22 protein-coding genes and 1 pseudogene are annotated in these 19,558 nt (G+C 64.4%); 10 read left to right on the plus strand and 13 right to left on the minus strand.

Annotation, left to right across the window (positions count from 1 at the left end):
• Positions 1 to 160 precede the first annotated feature (160 nt).
• The 4 genes from J4O76_RS02750 to J4O76_RS02765 all read right to left on the minus strand — a co-directional run bounded on the left by J4O76_RS02750 (position 161) and on the right by J4O76_RS02765 (position 2,516).
• A complete protein-coding gene (locus J4O76_RS02750) occupies positions 161 to 1,006 on the minus strand; it encodes a hypothetical protein (protein ID WP_426280086.1) in 846 nt (281 codons plus the stop codon).
• A gap of 2 nt (positions 1,007 to 1,008) precedes the next feature.
• The gene (locus tag J4O76_RS02755) at positions 1,009 to 1,179 is read right to left on the minus strand and encodes a hypothetical protein (protein WP_426280087.1); all 171 of its coding nucleotides are present in this window, start codon (positions 1,177 to 1,179) and stop codon (positions 1,009 to 1,011) included.
• A 162-nt stretch (positions 1,180 to 1,341) separates the two neighbouring features.
• Complete coding sequence (locus J4O76_RS02760) at positions 1,342 to 1,980, minus strand: hypothetical protein (RefSeq protein WP_426280088.1); 639 nt, start codon at positions 1,978 to 1,980, stop codon at positions 1,342 to 1,344.
• A 134-nt stretch (positions 1,981 to 2,114) separates the two neighbouring features.
• Entirely contained in the window at positions 2,115 to 2,516 is a 402-nt protein-coding gene (locus tag J4O76_RS02765) for a hypothetical protein (RefSeq protein WP_426280089.1), read from the minus strand.
• A 122-nt stretch (positions 2,517 to 2,638) separates the two neighbouring features.
• Here J4O76_RS02765 and J4O76_RS02770 point away from each other — a divergent pair, with 122 nt between their 5' ends.
• Entirely contained in the window at positions 2,639 to 3,889 is a 1,251-nt protein-coding gene (locus tag J4O76_RS02770) for a hypothetical protein (RefSeq protein ID WP_426280090.1), read from the plus strand.
• Between the two features lie 140 nt (positions 3,890 to 4,029).
• Here the strand turns inward: J4O76_RS02770 and J4O76_RS02775 are convergent, their stop codons facing one another.
• Both J4O76_RS02775 and J4O76_RS02780 read right to left on the minus strand, forming a co-directional pair.
• The gene (locus tag J4O76_RS02775; RefSeq protein WP_426280091.1) at positions 4,030 to 4,932 is read right to left on the minus strand and encodes a hypothetical protein; all 903 of its coding nucleotides are present in this window, start codon (positions 4,930 to 4,932) and stop codon (positions 4,030 to 4,032) included.
• 600 nt (positions 4,933 to 5,532) lie between these two features.
• Positions 5,533 to 5,832, minus strand: coding sequence for an ArsR/SmtB family transcription factor (locus J4O76_RS02780; RefSeq protein WP_426280092.1), 300 nt, complete (start codon positions 5,830 to 5,832; stop codon positions 5,533 to 5,535).
• A 142-nt stretch (positions 5,833 to 5,974) separates the two neighbouring features.
• Here J4O76_RS02780 and J4O76_RS02785 point away from each other — a divergent pair, with 142 nt between their 5' ends.
• From J4O76_RS02785 to J4O76_RS02800, 4 genes are all read left to right on the plus strand, one after another.
• Entirely contained in the window at positions 5,975 to 6,796 is an 822-nt protein-coding gene (locus tag J4O76_RS02785; RefSeq protein WP_426280093.1) for a hypothetical protein, read from the plus strand.
• Positions 6,793 to 7,680: a 3'-5' exonuclease gene (locus tag J4O76_RS02790; protein WP_426280094.1), complete on the plus strand. Its 888-nt coding sequence runs from the start codon at positions 6,793 to 6,795 to the stop codon at positions 7,678 to 7,680. The genes J4O76_RS02785 and J4O76_RS02790 overlap by 4 nt, the downstream gene beginning before the upstream one ends.
• Positions 7,681 to 7,986: 306 nt before the next feature.
• Positions 7,987 to 8,781 carry a GGDEF domain-containing protein gene (locus tag J4O76_RS02795; RefSeq protein ID WP_426280095.1) on the plus strand — a complete coding sequence of 265 codons (795 nt, stop codon included), beginning with the start codon at positions 7,987 to 7,989 and terminating at the stop codon, positions 8,779 to 8,781.
• 75 nt (positions 8,782 to 8,856) lie between these two features.
• Positions 8,857 to 9,351 (plus strand): MucR family transcriptional regulator, encoded by a 495-nt coding sequence (locus J4O76_RS02800; RefSeq protein WP_426280096.1) that lies wholly within the window; start codon positions 8,857 to 8,859, stop codon positions 9,349 to 9,351.
• A gap of 85 nt (positions 9,352 to 9,436) precedes the next feature.
• Here J4O76_RS02800 and J4O76_RS02805 read toward each other — a convergent pair whose 3' ends face one another.
• The gene (locus J4O76_RS02805) at positions 9,437 to 10,063 is read right to left on the minus strand and encodes a hypothetical protein (RefSeq protein ID WP_426280097.1); all 627 of its coding nucleotides are present in this window, start codon (positions 10,061 to 10,063) and stop codon (positions 9,437 to 9,439) included.
• A gap of 23 nt (positions 10,064 to 10,086) precedes the next feature.
• A complete protein-coding gene (locus J4O76_RS02810) occupies positions 10,087 to 10,767 on the minus strand; it encodes a PD-(D/E)XK nuclease family protein (RefSeq protein WP_426280098.1) in 681 nt (226 codons plus the stop codon).
• A gap of 880 nt (positions 10,768 to 11,647) precedes the next feature.
• Here J4O76_RS02810 and J4O76_RS02815 point away from each other — a divergent pair.
• The 4 genes from J4O76_RS02815 to J4O76_RS02830 all read left to right on the plus strand — a co-directional run bounded on the left by J4O76_RS02815 (position 11,648) and on the right by J4O76_RS02830 (position 14,593).
• Positions 11,648 to 12,214: a hypothetical protein gene (locus J4O76_RS02815; RefSeq protein WP_426280099.1), complete on the plus strand. Its 567-nt coding sequence runs from the start codon at positions 11,648 to 11,650 to the stop codon at positions 12,212 to 12,214.
• A 383-nt stretch (positions 12,215 to 12,597) separates the two neighbouring features.
• Positions 12,598 to 13,101, plus strand: coding sequence for a hypothetical protein (locus tag J4O76_RS02820; protein ID WP_426280100.1), 504 nt, complete (start codon positions 12,598 to 12,600; stop codon positions 13,099 to 13,101).
• Positions 13,102 to 13,255: 154 nt separating this feature from the next.
• Complete coding sequence (locus J4O76_RS02825) at positions 13,256 to 13,567, plus strand: hypothetical protein (protein WP_426280101.1); 312 nt, start codon at positions 13,256 to 13,258, stop codon at positions 13,565 to 13,567.
• A 375-nt stretch (positions 13,568 to 13,942) separates the two neighbouring features.
• On the plus strand, positions 13,943 to 14,593 hold the full coding sequence (locus J4O76_RS02830) for a hypothetical protein (protein WP_426280102.1): 651 nt from the start codon (positions 13,943 to 13,945) through the stop codon (positions 14,591 to 14,593).
• 182 nt (positions 14,594 to 14,775) lie between these two features.
• Here J4O76_RS02830 and J4O76_RS02835 read toward each other — a convergent pair.
• Positions 14,776 to 15,234: pseudogene (locus J4O76_RS02835) on the minus strand (integrase core domain-containing protein); the annotation flags it as partial.
• A 38-nt stretch (positions 15,235 to 15,272) separates the two neighbouring features.
• Between J4O76_RS02835 and J4O76_RS02840 the strand changes: the two are divergent.
• A complete protein-coding gene (locus J4O76_RS02840) occupies positions 15,273 to 15,671 on the plus strand; it encodes a hypothetical protein (protein ID WP_426280103.1) in 399 nt (132 codons plus the stop codon).
• Positions 15,672 to 15,793: 122 nt separating this feature from the next.
• Here J4O76_RS02840 and J4O76_RS02845 read toward each other — a convergent pair whose 3' ends face one another.
• From J4O76_RS02845 to J4O76_RS02860, 4 genes are all read right to left on the minus strand, one after another.
• Positions 15,794 to 16,885, minus strand: a complete 1,092-nt coding sequence (locus tag J4O76_RS02845; RefSeq protein WP_426280104.1) for a TIGR03032 family protein — start codon at positions 16,883 to 16,885, stop codon at positions 15,794 to 15,796.
• On the minus strand, positions 16,882 to 18,576 hold the full coding sequence (locus J4O76_RS02850) for a TolC family outer membrane protein (RefSeq protein ID WP_426280105.1): 1,695 nt from the start codon (positions 18,574 to 18,576) through the stop codon (positions 16,882 to 16,884). The genes J4O76_RS02845 and J4O76_RS02850 overlap by 4 nt, the downstream gene beginning before the upstream one ends.
• Entirely contained in the window at positions 18,540 to 18,989 is a 450-nt protein-coding gene (locus J4O76_RS02855) for a hypothetical protein (RefSeq protein WP_426280106.1), read from the minus strand. The genes J4O76_RS02850 and J4O76_RS02855 overlap by 37 nt, the downstream gene beginning before the upstream one ends.
• 79 nt (positions 18,990 to 19,068) lie before the next feature.
• A complete protein-coding gene (locus J4O76_RS02860) occupies positions 19,069 to 19,530 on the minus strand; it encodes a toxin-activating lysine-acyltransferase (RefSeq protein WP_426280107.1) in 462 nt (153 codons plus the stop codon).
• Between the last annotated feature and the right edge of the window lie 28 nt (positions 19,531 to 19,558).

Raw genomic sequence — 19,558 nt, forward strand, 5'->3', positions numbered from 1 at the left:
TGCGTGGCAGCAGGCGGCCGCACCGGAACTGCGTGGATCGAAGGCGATCGTCCCCGGGCGTTCGGGGGCGCCCTGGCGTTCGGCGCGACGCAGTCGATCTGCGGATCGGCCGGCGCGTGGCGAACCGACGCGCACGTCGGCTCGGACGGTGGGGATCGGATCACGACCGGGCGTTCGCGGGATGAAGGACGACCGGAGTGTCGCTGCGCACGCGGGTGGTGAGATCGATCTCGACGAGGCGGCGCACGGTCATCGACCGCACGAGAGCGTTTCCCATCCGCTCGCAGTCCGGCCTCAGGGCGCGGGACAGTCGCTGGTAGGTCGACGTCCCGCCCGTCTCCGCCGCGTGCGCGAGAAGGGCCCGGATGTCCTCGCCCGTCGGGACGACCTTCGCCTGGGACGCGAACTTCGAGGCCTGTCTGCGGTGGACGTCGGATGCGAAGATGTCTCGACCGAAGACGATGTCGAACTGCAACGCGCAGCACCGGCAGATCTCGGCGACGATCGCGAGCGACCTGCATAGGGCCGGGTCGTCGAGGTCGCGCTCGTCTCGTTTCACCTCGATGAGGTGGATCGGCCCCTTCTCGGGGATCAGCTCGAGATCGGCCGTGTACTTGTGGCGCGCGCCGCCGTCGATCCACTCGAACCGGACGCTTTCGGTCGCGACGGCGATCACCTCGTGCGACGTCTGCGCTCTTATCACCGCGAGATACTGGCTTTCTCCCTGCCAGCCGAGCATGCGGCCGCTCTTGAAGCTCTCCACCAGGCCGTTCTCGTGCGACAGGTTGCCGTTGAAGGTTCTGAGCGCGCCGTGCGGAGCCCCATCGCGAGCTCTGACCATCCTGGCGCGGGGAACGAGGCCGAGATCGTAGTCGTGGCCGCCGATCAGGGATCTCACGCGGTCGGCGCTGGGCGCGAGCGTCGGATCGACGAAGTCGTCCGTGCCGGCAGCGAACAGCATGTGATCGCCGACGTTCACGGCGAAGGTTCCCGGGGCCTCGATCACCTTCAGCGGTCCCACCCGGCGCTCGGACGATGGCGCGCCATGCCGGCGCTCCGCCGATCGCGCCCTCGCACCCACATGGACCGAACCGGCCCATGTACGGTGCGCTCGGTCGGCCGGACGTCGGCCTCCACGGGCTCCTCTTCGATGTGCTGCATCACTATGATCACGATCATTGCCGATCCCTTCGCGTGTACGAGCTAGTGGTGGTGTCTGGCGGCCGCGGAAGAACCGATCCTCGGCGCCGCAGCGGTCATTTCCCGATCGGCGCGAGCGGCAGGGACCGGACTTGGCCCATGCTCTTGCGTCAATCGGGGCATACCGCCGTGAAAGGCGCGCTAGACGCCGGCGGGGTTGCGGACCGCTCGCGATCGCGCCTTTCCGTTCGCGCCCGGATCCGGCAGCAAATGCGGCTGCGTGATCTCAAGGACCACGCGCAGGAACCGGATGCGCCTGCGCAGACATGGAAGGTCCGCACAGACCGGTCCGCCTTTCGCCCCATCGTCGAGGGCCAGAACGTCGGCTTGGTAGAGTTCGTACGCCTTCGCCAAAGTGACGGCGGGGTCGACGAGAACTCGGATCGCGGCGGACGACAGCAGGTCGTCGGCCCGCTCGATGCTGGCCTTTCGTTCCGCCGCGTCTTCCCACCCGAGGCAAACATCGCTCGGCTTCGCCCCCTCCTCCGGTGCGTCCCCGCCGTTCGCCTGCCGAGGCGACGGGCCTGCCGGGAGGTCGACGGGGATCGGGCGCCCATGCTCCTGATCGTTGCGCCCCAACTTCCGTGGCGGATTGGCGACGGGGCCCTGCGCGGCGCCATCGACGGTCCTGGCGACGAACGGGAGGTTCCGCCTGCCCGCCAGGCGACGGTCCTTGCGCAGGGGATGCCGACCGACGACGTGGTTCCGGCGATCGACCTCGCGCTCGCTGGCGGCCGTGCGGTCGTCCTCGACGGACGACGTTTCGATTACGGTCTTCATGGTCGGGTCCTCATGTGTTCGAGGCACGCGTCGGCGTTCCGCCGACCGCATCGCGGCCCGGGTTCTCCGGCTGCGGGCCGGCAGGACGGACCTGGACGGTCCGTTTGGATTTGGCGGCGTCGCCGCGACGACGCCTAGTCGGCGGTCTCGCCTCCGGAGGCGGCGGGCTTCGGAGTAGATCGAGCCGAAGGCCGGTTCCGCTTGAACGAGGACCGCCTGCCGCGACCGGCGTTCCGCGTGGCGTTCCCGTGCCTTCGGGCGCAGCGGCCCTCCTCGGCATGCCTGATGCCGCGCACCGGCATCCGTTCGTGACGCGGGCAGCGCCACGTCGCCATGGTCGGAGCGTGAGGGCGGCTGAAGTCGCCGAAGTCCGTCTCGCGGACGAACGCCGCCCTTCCGGTGCACGTCAGTCCGAGGTGGATCATGCGGCATCCTCCGACGAGCACCGAAGCGCCTACGGGCAGGCGGCACGAGCCGCCCGCTATGGGCGGCGCATGCTCGCATCCGAGATCGCCGCCCTTGATTCCAATCTTCATCTCACGTCTCCTATCCATCCCCGGCTCTAGGCAGATAGTGATGACATAAAAGTGTTTCAAGTTTCTGTCTAGGCAATTTATCGGACGTTGAAGATCGTGCCGGTTGGTTCTAGGTCGCGTCGATGACCGAAGTTCAGAAACTGCCGGAGAACGGGGCGATCGAAATACCTGACGCCCTGAAAGCTGCAGTCACCGGATGGCTACGGATGGACGCGGCGGAACCGGACCAGGGCGGTCGACGCGCCATAGCCAAAGACGCCGATGGCGCTGCGATCGCGTTGGTCGCGGATCGCGAACTGGCCGCCTATCTAGCGTTGCCGGAGGAGCAGAAGGAGGAGGTCGGACGACGACTGCTCGCGTTCTGGGCTCACAGAAGCTCCCCGGTTCGAGAAGGCATGAGCGAGGTCGCGAAGAAGGCCTCTACGGGTCGCGCCAACGCCTACAGGCTCATCCAGCGGATGTCGGTGCTCGGTCCGATCCGCGGCCTGGTGCCGCAATACAGAGTCGGACAGCGGGCCTCGGGCACGCGCGACGGTTTCGGCGAGCCGATCGATAAATGGATCGAGGAGGCGCTATCGGGCTCTCCGTCCGCGACGATCGCGGACGTCGAACGTCATTTGAACGCCAGACGAGGCGACTCGGGGCATCCTGATATCGCTCTGCCGACGCCGTCGGCGTTGAAGCGGCGGATCCAGCAACTTAGACGATCCTCACCCGGGCGGCCCGCGCTGCAACCTCTAGGCGCGCATCTGCTGATCGACTTCTGCCGAGTGGACGTCAGGATCGACCATCCTCCGGAGAGCGACTGGTGGATCACGGCCATCGTTGACGTTCCGAGCGGCATCATACTGGGCATCGCCCTCGAACCGGGAAACGATCCGGAAGGGTTGGGTCACGCGCTAGGCGACATGAGGCATCGATTGCTGGGTGCCGCTGACCATCTGCCGGTCGCCGATCGCATAGAGCGCGTCGACTGGGTGGTCCCGCCGAGGCTCATCAAGCGGGCAGATAGGGCAGGATCCGAACTCGGAGCGTCGCGACGTCCTTGGATCGACATCCTTCCCGGTGGGGAGAGGCAGTTCGGCGTGAGGCTGATCGGCATCGTGGGTGACAGGCTCGGGGACCGACGTCTGCTCACCCGCGGACGAGCGGCCCGTCCATCACCCGCGACAACGTCGGACCTGGGCCATTTCGTCAATTCGTTCGAAGCTTCGTTCGCCATCGGAGCCGAGGTCAACGTCCGCAACGGCGCACGGCTCGCATCGTTTTCCGAGCTGCGTTCTCGGAGCAGTGAAGCGGGCGAAAGATCGGTGGAAGCGCTCGTACAGGACATGGTCGTGATATTCAGCTCCTACATCCGGGATAGGAACTAGATTGTGGCATTAGATCAGGAACGTTCGCCAGAACGTTCCGTGTTCGGTGCAGCTCGAGATCGTCGTGCGAGTTCGAGATGGAGGCGGACGATGACGTCGGCCTGGGCATTCCGCGGAATGCCTCATAGCGATACCGGGACTCAAGTCCCGTCCCCTCCGATCGCGATCCCCTCGGCCGCGAAGATCTCCGTGATCACGGCGTGAAGATCGTCGAACTGGACCACTGGAGGCTTCACGTCGCTCCCCCGGGAAAGGTATCGTGGTAGGATACGGATGCGTCCGATCTTCGATCCGAGCACGGCCTTGAGGATGCTGCCGCCCGCCGTCCGCCGTTCCGCGATCTCGATGGAGCCTCGAGCAAGCAGTGGTCCGATCCCATCCGGAAGGGCGGACGAGACCGTGATTGCGCGAGTTGCGAGCAGGTCCGGCAATGAGACGTCGATCAGCTGAGAGAGTGTCGCCGCGTCGGCTTCTCCGGCAGAGAGCCGCCATGCGACCAGCATGCCGTCCCGCATGTCCACCACGGCCGTCAGGACCGCGATTGCCGGAGCGTGGCCATCGGCGACGGTCGCTTCGAGGGCGGTGGCGTCTATCGCAAAGCGCCCAGGTAGCTTGAGGCGTTCGCGGGTGGCACGTCCCGAGCGCACTCGGCCGTAGGCGCCGCGTATCGCTCGTTCGCTCGGAGGGATGGTCCCTCTGTCCGTGGCGAGCTCGACGGCACGGGCGATGGCCTGTTCCAGCGTCGCGGCAGGTCCCGCCAGATCGACTGCCTCTCGCGCCAGCAACGCGGATGCGACGTCCGTCGGTCTGCGGGGCGCCTTAGGGCGCACGGGCTCTTTGCATTCGTCCCACGCCTTGACGACCTTCACCAGCCTGTAGAACATCCCTCGCCCGAGGCCGATTTCGTGGGCGTGTCGCGTGACCGCGTGCATCGACGTGTCCCCTTGGCGCAGATAGCGTCGCACCACCGCGACGCGTTCCTTCGCCTGCTCCCACTGGGTGGTCGGTAGTTCCGCGAGACGAGCGGCTTCGATCTGTTCCATTGCATTCCATCCTGAGGTCCGCCGCGGGCCTCCGATCCCTCGCTCTTTCTAACCTTCCAAGCTTCTCGGCGGCGGTCGGAACGATGAACGCCCTCGGTCGGTTGCGCGCCCTGACCCCCGCGCCGGTCATACCCGAAGAGACTGACGACGGTTCGCCGTCTGGATTGCCGGAGCATCGTGAGGAAGAGGCGGACGACGCTCCGGACGATCCGCCACCCGATGACGGCACGGAACGGATCCTTTGGCGAACGTCGCGGTCCGCGTCCCGCTGCAGTGGGCTCGCGGCCGCGTTCCGCGAACGCTCGGGCGGGACGCTGGGGACGTGCCGCACCCCGTGCGAGGTCCAGGCCCACGAGCCCGATGTCGTCCATCTGAAGAACTCCCGCCGACCGTGCCGGTCACGGGGCAGGGACGCGCATCCCGGGCCGACGACGTTCTCGACAGGTGCCAGCGCCCAGGATCCGAGCCGGTGTGTTCGGGTTCCCGTGGACGGCTTGACGGCGAACCGCCTTTTCCCCGATTCCTTCCGACGATCTGACATCTTTCCGCCGGATCTGATTCCGGAGCGGCCCTCTCACCCTTCGTCCTTCGCCTCTCGGATCAGCCAACGGCGTCCTTCGGCGGTTCAGAAAGACCCAGAACCGCGGCGGCAAGCCGGTTCAGTCCTGCGCCTTCGACCCTGTAGTTCACGTCGCGGCCTCTGCGTTCGCTTCTGACGAGCCCCGCCGCGACGAGCGGCTGCAGATGGTAGCTCACCAGGTTGCGCTGGATCCCTGCGGCGCCCGACAGGACGACCGGACCGACGCCATCGGAACCGGCTGCGACCAGGAGCCGGTATAGCTTGAGCCGGATCGGCTGTCCGAGGGCGGACAGGGCCACGGCGAGGTCTCGATCGATCATGCACCTGACATAGTTGGCGCGATCGCCGTCGCATAGACTACAAAGAAAAAATATGCGCCAATATTTCTTGACGTATCGTTAACCACGCCCTAGGTTGGCTGTGCGGATCGAGAGGATCCGGTCGCACGCACAGGAGCATCACATGGCTTTCCACCATTCGAACGAGACTCTCGATCGCCACCCGACCTCCATGGTGATCGGCGACGCCGACTCGCTTGGCGTCGGAACGATCGGATCCGACTGGAACTGCGACCCGCTCGATCCCGACGCCATCGACGACGTCGCGGTCACGACCACGTCGCGCCGCCTGGTCCGCCTCGCCATCGCGGCGGCGGATGCGGGAGCGCGCTTCGCTCGCGAAGGTCTCGACGAGGATCCTGCGGCATGGATGCTGACGCCACGCGTCCTGTTCGACGGGCTGCCGCCGATCGACGCGTGCCAGCAGCTCGGTCACTTCACCCGATCGGTCGTGCTCCATTCCCTCGGGCTGGGCCTCGATGCGGATCCCCGCGCGATCGACGCCCTGCTGGACGAGGAGGACGACGGCGCGGACGAAGATCGCGTCCACGACGTCGCCGGCCACGAAGGCGATCCGATGCGCGTCGTCGACGAGGGGCTGGTGGATTCCGCCCCCTGGTCGTCGCGGCTTCCCCGTCCCGAACTCCTCACCTGCTGGGTCGACTGCATGGACGGGGGCAGCCGCGTGTTCGCGTTCTGCGCGATCGTGACCGACCGTCCGGCGGACCTGATCGAGCGGATCGTCGGGCGCTGCGGCGCGAGCGCCGCGTCGAAAGCGACGGTCGCGCACGGGTTCGATCGCACGGCGGCCATGGCGACTGCGATGATAAGCGACGCGATGGCGGACACGCTGGAGCTCGCCGCGGCGGATCCCGCTTCCCCCTTGGCGGCAGGCCTGGACGTCGTCGTCGAGCAGCGCTTCGTCGATTGGAAGCTGGCCGCGTGAACCCGGACCGGATCACGTTGTCGATGGAGGCGTCGGACCTCGCGCGCGCGCTCCATCGGCACCATGACTTCCGCGTCCAGCGGCGCCTCGGGCCCATGGATCGTCGCCTCACCGGCGACGAGCACGCCCGCGGAACGGTGGGCCTCGCCCTCGCCGTCCGGACCTCCGGGGACGATCACCGACGTGACAGGATCGTGGAGCTGTCCGTCCAGCGGTTCCGTCTCGACCGGCTCATGCGCATCGTCGAGACGGGAGAGAGGCGGACGTGGCTCGAGGAGGCGCGGACGCCCATCTCGGCCGTCTCGGGCCGCGACGTCGACCTCGTCGACGGGGACCTTATCGGGCGGTCCATCTCGGATGGCGAGGCGACCGCCATCCTCCTCGACGTCGACTTCGTGGTGGCTCACGGCGCTTCGGCCACCCGGCCGTTCGTCGAGAAACGACTCCCCTTGGCGGCCGGCAGGCCCTGGGCGTGCTCGCTCGACGACATTGACTGGAGGGCCCGTGGCTTCCTGGGCGGCAGTCTCCTCGAGCTGATGGCGCCGATGGGCTGGTTCACAGAGGAGCGAAGGGCGGAAGCCGACGTGACGGCCCTGCTTCATCTGCTGGACCATCGCCTTGGCGACGGGACCACCGTCGCGGGCCTGATGGTGGATCGAGCCGGACGAGACAGCTGGATGGTGGAGATCGCCGACGCTCCCGAGACCGCGGAGGACGTACTGCGCGCGCGCGGCTACGTCCGGGACATCCTTCGCGGAATCTGGGCCGCCTCCGTCTGCGACGAGGACGTCGCGGACGAGGTGCGCTGGGCTTCGATCATGCTTTACGGCGACCGGCGCGAACCCAACGTCCGCAGGATGACCTGGCGCGAGAGATACGCCTGACCCTTGGCGCGCGTAGCCCGCCGGGTCCCCTGGTTCGAACGCTGCGCATGGCGTCGAATGCCTTCGGTCCGTCGGCATCTCGTCCTGCCCGGTTCGCATGTCGGTCTCGAAGATACGACCTGCGCGGCGGCAGGCCCGTTACCGCTCGGGATGCCTCGCACGGAAGATGAACGTTTGGACGGGGTGACATCGATGAAGACCCGATATCGGCCGATCCCACGATTGCGGCAGAGACAGCCGACGCCCTACGAATCCCTACTGCGAAGCTCAGCCGACCTGGACCCATCGACGGCTGCCTGTTGGGTCATGGCTCTGTGGGGTGGGCTGAGCATCGTTGACGGCGCGACGGGACCGCATTTCTCGTTGAACTCGCTGTATCTTCTGCCGCTGTGCCTGACCACTTGGTGCCTCGGCAGGCTCGCAGGCCTCGCCTTGGGCGTCATCACCGTCATCGTCACCCTCTACCTCAACGGTTTGAATGATGGCGTATCCGCGCAGGCTTCGTCGGTCCCGATGGCGATCGTCGCATGGAACGCCGGCATGAGAACCTTCGGGCTGGCATTCGTGATCTTTCTCGTGAGCGCATTCCGTCGGACGTTCGACCGCGAGCGTGCGACGGCGCACATCGATCCTCTCACCGGACTCGGCAATCGCCGGTCGTTCAAGCGCGAGAGCGAGCGCCTGGAATCGTCGGCGCGGCGCGACGACCGCATCCTTCTGTGTGGCTTCATTGACCTGGACGACTTCAAGGCCGTGAACGATCAGCACGGCCATGCCGCTGGCGACGACGTCCTCCGTCTAGTCGCGGAGGCGCTCGTTTCGGCCGTTCGACCGTATGACGTCACGACTCGCCTCGGCGGGGACGAGTTCGCGTTCTGCCTGGCGGTACGCGACGAAGCGGAAGCGGAACGAACGGCAGGGAAGATCCACCGGCTGCTCATGTCGGCGATGGACGCGTCGGAATGGAGGACGACGTGCAGCTTGGGGGCAGCGACGGGAAGGACCGTCGAAGAGACCTTGGGCGTAGCTGACAAGGCCATGTATCTGGCGAAGAGTTCGGGAAAGAGCTCTTGGGTGTTCTGGACGAACGATCGGAAATAGCGAAGCGCCTTTCGAAGCTTGAAGATAGTCCGTTTCGGATCTATCCGACCCCTTCCCCAATGTAGCGAGATGCAGATGAGTGATGAGATCAGCGCAGTTGAGTTGGCTGCCGAACTGACAGCGGCATGGCTAGCGAATCCAAATACCCGAACCAGCGCGGATGACGTTCCTGCATTTCTGATTTCGATGCACGCCGCTGTCGCGAAGCTTTCGGGCGCGACGGCTCCAGATAATGCGGAAGAGCTGGCTTCGACATACGAGCCAGCAGTCACCGCGCGCAAATCGCTGTCTTCCCCCCACCACATCGTTTCCATGATTGACGGCAAGCCATACAAGACGTTGCGGCGTCATCTTGCGACCAACGGCATGACGCCTGACGAATACCGCGCCCGCTACAACCTCAAGTCGGACTACCCGATGGTGGCCCCTTCTTATTCGGAAGCGCGTCGGACGATGGCCAAGTCGATCGGCTTAGGTCGCAAGCCAGGTCAGAAGGGCGCCAAGCCCGCAGACGAGGCGCCTAAGGCCGCACGCAAGCCTCGACCAGCGAAGACTGCCGAAGAAGCTTGAACAGACCGGGGGGCAGGCCCTCCTCCCGCCCCTCGCTACGCACCGCTCTCCAAGTAGACCGACGGGCGACGCAGGAATCGTCGTGCTACGTCCTGGAACCGATCGGCTTCCGGCTGGTAGGACGGGGATTGGCGAAACCTCTGTCGATCTGAAGTTCCGCCTCCGTCAGCGCCGCTCTTGCGACGGCGCGCAGGTCCGACAGATCGACGGTCTCGCCGTCCAGCGAAGCGGCGACGCGGGAGGGCCAGATGCCCGTCCCCTTCATCTCGTCGGAAAACTCCGTCAGACTGATGCGTTCCCACGAACGCGGTCCCGCGCCGTCCATGCGGAACCGCAGTCCGTCACCGGGTGCTGCCGCGACGCTCGTTCCCAGCGTCCACTCGCCGCGATGGAACACGCGTCCGAACCAGAGCAGGCCGGTATCCGTGTCGCAGCAGTTCGCGAGGGTGGGCTGCACGCCGTCTTCCATCTCGACCTGCTCGTGGGGAGCGTAGGGCCTCCATGCCGGTGCGATGTCCGGCCAGACCTCCGCCCATGCCTGCTGGGAGAACAGCATCCAGTCGATCCGGAAGCGCTGAGCGGCTGCCAGCGCTTCGTAGTATCGGGGGAGTTCGCGCCATTCGAGGCTTGGCAGCACATCGTCCTGCCCGTCGAGGCGCAGAAGCTCGCCGATCGCATGGCGCACGCCTCCGTCATGAAGATAATCGCGCACGCTTTCCGGTATCGCCACCGCCGTCACTTCTGCCTCCAGATCTGCCCCATCAGCTCCATCGTCGCCTTCGATTCCGTATCGGGCAGCGCACGCTGCCAGCGTCGAAGCAACGTCGACCAGTGCATGAACTGCCACTCCTTCAGACTGCCGGTCCGATCTTCGAAGTCTGCCGGAGGCGCCGAGCCGACGACCCGGAGCATCCTCTGATCGGCTGCAGGGTAGTCGACCATCACCGTCGCCCGATACCGCTCCAGCTGTCGAGGCTGAAGCGGGGCCTTGAACTTCGCCTCGACGACCAGACATCGCGGCCGCCCGGATCGGGCGATCGCGTGGATGGCGAGATCGAGACGTCGCCGGGAGTCGTCGGCTTCGATCGCGATGACCCGGATCAGGGGATCGTCCAGGTCCGCGCCGCAGGCGTCCATCAGCGCCTGACAGTTCTCGAGGCGCCGCCGCGGATCGCGTTCGAGCGCGTTTCGCATGGCTATGGTGATCTGGCGCTCGTGGACGCGTTCGAGGAAGGATGGTGCCGCCCTCAGGAAGTGATGCGTCCTGTCTAGATCGAAGATCTCGACTATGGCGGGCCGAAGAACTCGCCATTCGGCCTGGCCATATCGCCGGGCGAGCAGCTTGGTCGGGTCGGATCGGTCGGCGAACCATCGCAGGGCGGCTCGGTCGTCCGCTGCTGTTTCCCCCTTGTTCACGGACAGGCTGATAGCGCACCGCGTTTCCGGCAGTCCATAGGCCATGGCCGGCGATTAAGGTTCGTCCCGGCGATCGAACGCACGGCAGCCGCAAAAGACGAGGAGTGACGCGCGCCGGCTCGCCGAAGCGACGAGCCAGAGCTGCTGCTTCGCCGTTGCGCCGCTCACGTGGTGGATGCGACCAACTACGTGGCTTCCGCGGAATTCGGTGCTTCACGCCGTCAAGCGTCGCGTCCACGGCGACCGGGACCGGTTGGCAACTCGATCCGCCATTGCCCTTCCCCTGTACGAGCGTCTCGATGGTCACGCGTTAAAGGTTATGCGCGAGCGCGTCCGCCCATGCGGTCCCTCTTCACGTAATGGACCTGAGCGTTGGCACGGTCACGGGCGTAGTGCGCGGAACGGTGGCAGCGGACGACCTACGCAACTGAGCGACGCCTTGCGAATGGGGCTGTCACCCTTAACAGAACAGACATAAGAGGAGTTCGTAGGGACGGCGTCCTATCTCCGTCCGGCGTCGGGTCGGTTGCGCGCGCCTTCGTCGTCACGGACGCGCCTAACTAGACATGTGACAAGGGACCGGACGGAGGATCTCCCGGCTAGGGAGGGTGAACGTAGGCGACCGCTCCTGCCGTGGCCCTGCCGGAGACGACCGGTTCCGCGTGATGTCCCGGCTCGATCGCAGTGAACCCTGCCGGGTTCGTGGCGATGCCGACGCACCTTCCTGTCGTGCAGGCGGTCTCATCCGCCGAGATTGATGCGCATCGGGACCGGGGCGGCTGTGGTCGACGATAAAGCCTTGAAGGTTGAACTTGCAGCGGAGGCGTTGCACGGCTGATTAATCTCGGCGACGGCTTTCCGCGGCGATCGGGCGCAATACGTGCAGCATGCCGGACATCTATCCTTCGAAACCGTGGCGGTGGCGTTGGACACGGCGCGCGACAGGGTTCAGGTGCAGAGTTCGCTCCCGCGCCGCATTGTGAATTCGTGGACGCAGGCAGGCGATCTGGGAGTCTCCCGGCATCGGTTCGACGGCGAGGACGCATGCCTCGCCTGTCTGTATCTGCCGGACGGCAAGCGCCGCAACGAGGACGAGATCGTGCTCGGGGAGTTTGGCCTCCCTCAGGAACGGCTCATGGATGTCCGGATGATGCTGCACCTGGGCACGCCGGTCAGCGAGGAGTTCGTTCGGGTCGTCGCATCGCGGCTCGGCCTAGCCATGGAGGACCTTCTCCCCTTCATTGGCCTGTCGCTCCAGGCGTTCCGTCAGAAGGCGATATGCGGGAATGCCATCATGCGCGCCCGGGATGGAGGAGGCGCCGACGTCGAGGTGCCGATGCCTTCCAGTCGGCGCTCGCGGGGGGGGATGCTGGCGGCGGAGGTGGTGGCGTCTACACCAGGCATGCGCCGCGCGCGCGCGTCGCTGTTCGCAATACCGTCGACGTGATGCGCAGGCTGTCCGCCAGAATCGCTCATCCGGTCAGGAAGAGCGGGAACGGCCCGGCGAGATGCTTCTGCGTCGATGAGGATTAACTGGGCGTCTACGGCGCAAAGTATCCCACCGCCTGAGGCTCAATCAGGACAGGCGCTGGCGCAGTTGGCACATCGCGTACAGCTTATTGGGCAAACCATTCGCACTGCATAATCATGATGGCACCAACCGCGAAGGTTACCACGCCGCCGTAGAACCCCATCTTCCTGACTTTCGCGGACGTACCACTTATTGACAGGAACATTAGCCACGACATCAGAAGCATCAACGGAAAAAGGACAATATCCTCACTTCCACTTCTTGCGATATTAACGCATGCGTGCGTTATCGTCCGACCCATGCCCACTGTACCAGATTTCCTCTCCGCTGCTCCCGATCTTTTCACTCGGATAATAGCTTGGTGTTCTCCTGCGATCGCATACCTCGCGGCATGGCTGGCGCGCCGCCGGCTCATCAATGAGCGTTCGTTCGTCGTCGTTGCCTCTCTCCGAACTTCCTTTCGCGGGGCCATCGACATGCGCGTGGCGAACATCGGCACCCGTGCGGCCAACAGCATCGTTATGTCCTACGAAACCGGGTCGGTGCTGGCGCGTATCGACGGCATCGCCGCGGGCGGATCGAGCGTCGTGGAAATAGTCCCCACAGACAAACGCCCAAGACGTCTGCGAATCTCATGGCTCGATATTGACGGCAAGGAGGACGGTCGTACGATTCCGATCGAATTCACAGGCGGGGTCTGGTGTTTGGCCGGAGAAGAGGATCCTTCCGGTCCCGGACCCGAGGTTCATTCCCCGGGGACCTCGTCCGCGACGGTTGCGCCCACGACGGCGATGCCGAATTAGTCGCTGACGCACGTCCATACGCTCTGCGCCCGCTTCGGCGTTCTTTTCGCGGAGCGGGAGCCTCGTCGCGTCGCTTCGGCAATTGCTAGAGTCAGCCACGGCAGGCGCGGTCGCCCCATGATGTTGATCGGGTGGCGACGGGAAGCCTACGTCCATGCCAGAGTTGGCCTTCACCGAACTTAAGCATGAGTTCGCCGATCACCTGACGAGCCGTGTCGAGAGTGACGACTGCAGCGGCATCTTCGCGCCGGGGCTCGTCGGAAAGCGGCTGCACCCGGCGATCTTCAGGCCGATCGTCGGTCTCAACGCTCGTCCCGCGCGCCAGCGGCCTGGGACGAGCGTGACTCCTTTCTGGAAGGTGGTCGAGCGGACCAAGTCCACCATGAGCGAGGGATCGGACTTCGAGACGGCGATCCGTCCTCCAGCGAAGAGGGCGTTGCGTAACAGCGACGCCCTCCTCGCTTGAAGCGCCTGCGCACAGGAGATGTCGCATGACGATGCCGCGTTCGAGATCCACGAGGCACGTTAGTTGAGCGCACTTGAGCCGACCGTCACCGGCATCGACCAGTATGTCTAGCGACGCGCAGTCAATCGACAGTGCTATGACGCCTTCGCTCGAGGGACCGCCATTTGCGAGACTGTCGTCATGCGAAGCCTCCGCCGCGGCATAGGTGCGTGCCGCGATAGAACAGCCGGCAGACGCTCCACTTAGCAATCGCGCCGAGCTGTCCAGATAAACCGAGCCACCTCTGCCTTTCCATATCGTACATAGGCTGCTGTCTGGCGGGATCATCGACTACATAGGGCTTGAACACGTAGCTTATCATGCGATGACAGCTACATGTCTATCGCTTGCTTCAATTCCGCAACTGACTGTGTTCTCGATTGGGATGGGATTAGCGCGGTCGCGACAGCTGTCGCGATCGTCATCGCTTTGGCCTCTGCTGGCCTCGCCGCATGGATACCCAGGTGGATTAAAAGAACCGACCGTTCCGACACGACACACGAGATATTGTCATCGGCTGGGAAGGCGATCGATCTTTTCCGGTTGGCCGAGAGCCGTATGGGATTCGCCGTTCAACGTATGTCTGAAGTGATAGGCTATGGTGCCAAAGCGGCTTACACCCGTGTCGCGCTTGAGCGGTTAAGTGCCCGCGCCGAGCTAACTGACGGTGCTATATTTGTTGCAGCCGGTGCGATTGAGTTGCTCAATGCAGTAGAAAAGGAGGTCGCGAAATATAAAACCTCTGAGGAGTTTGGCGGAACACAAGAAGACTGGGAAAACCTCAGCGCGACGCGTGACAGGAAATTCGCCCGCAAGATACTGAGTGACTTACCAAATTTTGTAGCCCTTGAGCCCATCATACTTGAGCGCGCGAAAGAAGTCGCCACGTCCGCTATGCAGAGTAAATGGCCCAAGTCTCAGGAGCGTTTTGCATCGATCGCGGCAAATGGCCTTCGCCCTCGCGTCGCGGCGGAAGCCCCACGCTGATCGCAGGCCTAGGTAATTATTGTTGGGTCACGCGCCTCCAAGGTTCGCGACGACAGCGTCCCAAAAGCTTCGTCACTTACAAGCGATAGACTGCGTGGTGGGCGTTTGATCCTGTCGTTCGTAATAACCAATGTCGTAGGTTTCCCCAGGCGCGGTGGGCCACGTGACGTGACCCCCGCCTTTCATTCAGCTGCAACCAGAGACCGACCGTTGTTGTCGCGCAGCAGCGCGGGTGAAGCAACGGTCGGGTTCAAACCCGACCGTTGCCTTTCGAGTTCGGCGGCAATGGCGGCCGGTGTGGCGTAGCCGAGCGAGGAGTGTGGCCGCTCAGTGTTGTAGTCCTCGACCCAGCGGGCGAGGATCGTGCGCGCCTGGCGGACCGTGAAGAACAGCGTCTCATTGAGCAGCTCGTCGCGCATGCGACCGTTTAAGCTCTCGACGAACCCATTCTGCGTTGGTATGCCCGGCGCGACATAGTGCCACTCGACGCCGGCATCGGCATTGTCGCTGACGATCATCCTAGGCGCGCCATGCTCGGCGATCACGTCGCCTAGCTCGCGCACCACCCGCTTGCCCGATATCGACGTGTGGCGCACCGCCCGCAAACACTCACGTGTCACGTCCCTTGATTTAGTCAACACCGCCGCCAAATGGGTCGTTCGAGATCAAGGGGAACGCCGTGAACATGTTGGACGTCGTTGAAGCGACCGTGCGGTCAGACCACCGGCATAAGGTTGCAAGCTGGATCGCCGCCCTGAAGTCAGCCGAGGCCAGTGCCGTCAAGGCAGACCACAAACCCGTATCGTATCTCATCAATTACCGTGTTTCGATCGACGACAGCAGGAAGAACGGAACGGAAGCTGAGCGTCGCGAAGGCCTGACGACGATCTTGGAGTCCATGAAGCCGGTCGACAGGCACATATCGACCTCGACGTGGCTTCTTCGTCTGCACATACAAGACGCCGAAACGGTGAAGGATCTGCTTTGCGGACCGCTCGACGGAAAGATCGACGGGCTGCACGTCTCCCAGGTATCGCCGCGAAACCGGGCAGCGTTCGGGGTCACTAATCTGGGATGAATTTGTCGAGTGCCGTTTCGGGGCGATAATCTTCAAGCTTTTCGGACTTCGCTTCTGGCTTAGGCTTGTCCCGTTCCACCTTCAGCCCGCGCCGGCGACTCCTCGACGTCATCGGCCTTTGCTCAACGTCGGTCTATCTCGGGTCGAGGTCGAACGTTATCCCAGAGCTCGCGCGTTCCCGGTGACAAGCTTCTCGGGCAGAGCACGCCCGGCAGCGCGACGACGTCAAACAGTTCCTGGACTGGCCCCTCGAACCTGATCCAGCCATCGATCGACCCGTTTTCCAAGTTGACGACCAGAACGCCGCACCAGGCGCTTTGGCCCCGAGAGGCGAGTTCATGATCGAGTTGAAGGCCATCGAACCGGGCATCCCGCGGTTTCGACACCGTGACCAACGCGTGGGTGCCAACCAGATCGAGGCCTCGCGCGAAGCCGGGAAGAAATGCAACGTCGCGGCGGACACCTGTTGCGAGTTCAACCTTGGCGAGCGCTCCGCGTCCTGCCTCGAGAAACCACAAGGCACCTTCGTGTATGCGAGGGCTATGCGGCATCGACAACCCGCTGACGAGCGACCGGCCGGTGCGACATTCCATAATCACCCCGCCAGCATTCCGTTGGGCACGCCAGCCATCGACTTCATCGGTCGTCGATACCATGCTGACGCAGGCAAGGGTCCCGTCGACCAGCGCCATCCCGTTCAGATGACATCGATCGCCCTTGTCCGAACCGTCGAGGAACTCGGGCATCCAGACGGGGGAGAAGCTGAAACGGTCGTCGACGGTAGCGATGCAGTTGAATCTCGTCGCTACGAACAATGGCCGTCCCGACACGTCCACTGAAAGTTCATGGGCGTCGACGTCGTTTGTCGTCCAGCTGAGTCGGGGCACGAGAACCGCGTCGTTGCGACCGTCGGCCTGCTCGCCTGGAAGCAGCATGTCCTCGAACCGGATGATCTGCGTCCCTGTAGCCAGGTGAAGCCGCCCCTTGTTCCAATGAAGCCCCATCGCGCGCTCGAAGTGCTGCTGGTCGATAGCGATGCGATCGTCGGGATCGACCCCTACCAGAAACAGCTGACCGCTCTGGTACGAGGTGAAGGCGAGAGACATGCGAAGCCGTAAGAGTAGCTCCGCAAGGCCCTTGGATACGTTGATCGTCGTGCGCTCGCGTGGGGTCGCCTGCGCTTGCAACGAAGAGGGCGGATTCGGCGACGTCATCGCGATGGCGGCCCAGCGCGGCGAAGCGGCGGCGACATCGGCGACACTGTCCCCGGCACCGGCGTAACCGGAACCTCGTCGACGGTGCGTTGGGAAGCGTCAGGTTCTGCAGGCGCGATGCGTGCTTCGTTCGCGGCAGGTGGGGCTGGTATCGCCTGCTGCCCCGCGGCAGGCAGCAGGACGCCGTCGAACAAGCGGACCAACGGCTCCCAAGGAAGCGCTCCGCGGTTCGCCACTTCGCGGAAATGGTCGGCTGGGTCGTAGCGTGGAAGTGCTTCGACGATGTCGCCGGCGTCGAGTCTGCCGATGTAGCGCAGAACGAGAGCCGCGCTGAGGTAGGCATCGTGCCGGGCACTGAGTTCCGCGAGTTCGGCATCACGCAGGGTCTCTTCGGCGATAAGTACGTCGAGCGTCGATCGCTCCCCCGCGCGGTATTCTATCGTCATTCCGCGGAACGCCGTAGATGCCGCCTCGACTTGCCTGTGCTGGCGGGGGACGTTCCCGCGTAGCGTCACCATCTGATTCCATGAATCCGTCACCGACTGCAGCATGGCCCGTCGCGACACCTCGATCTGCGATCGGTCGCTCGTGTTCGTCTCCTGTGCCTGCCGGATGACGGATCGCGTGAGCCCGCTGGTGAAGAGCGGTTGGCTAAGCACGAGTTGCCCAGCGAACGAACGATTGCGATTTGCGCGATTCAACGGATCCAGATCGGTCGAATAGCCTCCCGACCCTCGCAGCGACAGAGTGGGCCCTGCGGACACCCGCGCCTCTTGAAGTCGCGCTCGCGATTGCTGTTCGTTGTAGAGCGCTTGTTGAAGTTCCGGACTGTTGTCCGCGGCGATGCCCCAACTCTCCTGCGCGCTGGCAGGTAGATTGGGTAGCGGCGGCTCCGGCACGAGTGTACCCGGGTTGCGCCCGACGACGCTCGCATAGGCTATTCTGCTTGCTCGCGACTGGTCCTCGGCGGTGGCGACGTTCGCTTCCTCGGCAGCCACCTGCGCATTCGCCTGCGCCAGATCGGTCTGCGTCAGTTCGCCGGCCTGCGTGCGGGCCCGCACCTCGTCGAGCGTCGACCTTACCGCTGCTAGGTTCGTCCTCCTGATCTCCAAGGCGCCCAGATCACGACGAAGATCGACGAACGCCTGGATCACGCGGAATACGATGTCCCCTTCGGTCGCGCGTAACGCCTCTCGTCCGGCACGGACGCGGTAGCGCGCAGCGCGTGTCTCCAGGGTAAGGCGGCCCCCGGTATACAGGGGCTGGTTCACGACCAGTTGCGCTCCGACGCTATCCGTCCGATCGCGCGACGAGGGGACCGGAACGCCACGGACCTCTCCTCGTGTCAGTCTGTCGTTCGCATATTGCGCGTTCGCGTCGAGCTGTATTGTGGGTCCGAACTGAGAACGGCTCTGAACGTAGGTCTCGTCTATGGCTCGAAGTTGAGCGCGCTGCGACTGCAGGGTCGGGTTTGTCTGATATGCGAGGGCGATCGCCTCTGCGAGCGTCTCGGCGGGCGCAGCAGGGGGCCCGATCGTCTGTGCGAGTACAGATGGCGCGATCAAGGCCAGTGCCAAACCGAGCAGCTGCGATGCCTTTCGTCCAGCCGCGCGCAGACACGGACTCAACCTTCGGGACGGGCGGTGATGCACGCCTAGAGGGGCCGCATGAACCCGTTGCCGGGATCGCACCCCAGCCGCCGCGCTGCCGCCATTGCGTCCCCTAGACCGCCGACGCTGAAGACGCGGGGCTTGTCGTCGGGGCGCGAGCGGATCGTGACCGTCGTCGCGCCCGCGACCGTCGCAACCGGAAGGATGACGAGACCCTGCGTGGGGTTCGTCATGCTCGTTCCAGCCAGCGTCGCTCCCGCTCCTACCACCACCGGGTAGACCGAGGTCCACGGACGTGCCGGTCCATCATCGACGCGGAAATCGGCGTTGAGAGTGTTGCGCGACCTTGGGAATGCGAAGGCGAGCGTTCCACGCGCGTAACTGACCGACGGTTTTCGCGCAGCGCCCTGATATACGCGGCAGACGGTCCGGTTCGTGAACCTGTCCAGCACGGTATCCACGTGCCATGCCGGAACCAGATATCGGTTAGTCACGGTCTGGCCTCCGTTGCCGAACGGCCATAGGCTGCCAGTCAAAATTACGAGCAGGGCGACGTTCACGATGCGCGCCCGGTCAGTTCACGGTCTCTGGGATGATGGCTTCCCAGATCGCAACCTCGCGAACCCCCGCCGCATTGACCCGGTGATACTTGAACGGTTCGCCCGGAAAGATGTTGGTCGCGAAATCCGCCATGATTTCGTCCTGAGCGCCGAACGGTGCGACCATCTCAATCAACCACGGGATGTCGCCGCCAATCCATTCGTCAGCGCGCAGCTTGTAACCGCCCGATTCCAGTCGCGCATCCGTATCTGAAGACACCCGCGCGAACATGACGACGGCCGCCGGCGACTGTGGCCCGTAGAACATGCGGAACGTACGGTGCAGTATCGGAGGCATGCAGAACCATTCAAGGTCGCCGACGAACAGCTGCTTGTGGACTGGCGATTGCGTAAGCAGCCAGGTGATCTCGCCAAGCATCTCCGCGACCGTCTTCTCGGCGGCCGAATGCTTGGCAATGGGAGGAACGGTGGACACGTTTAGCAGGACCCTTTCGTTACGCCGT

The organism is Sphingomonas sp. NFX23 (genome assembly GCF_049887795.1).
Lineage (GTDB): Bacteria > Pseudomonadota > Alphaproteobacteria > Sphingomonadales > Sphingomonadaceae > Sphingomonas.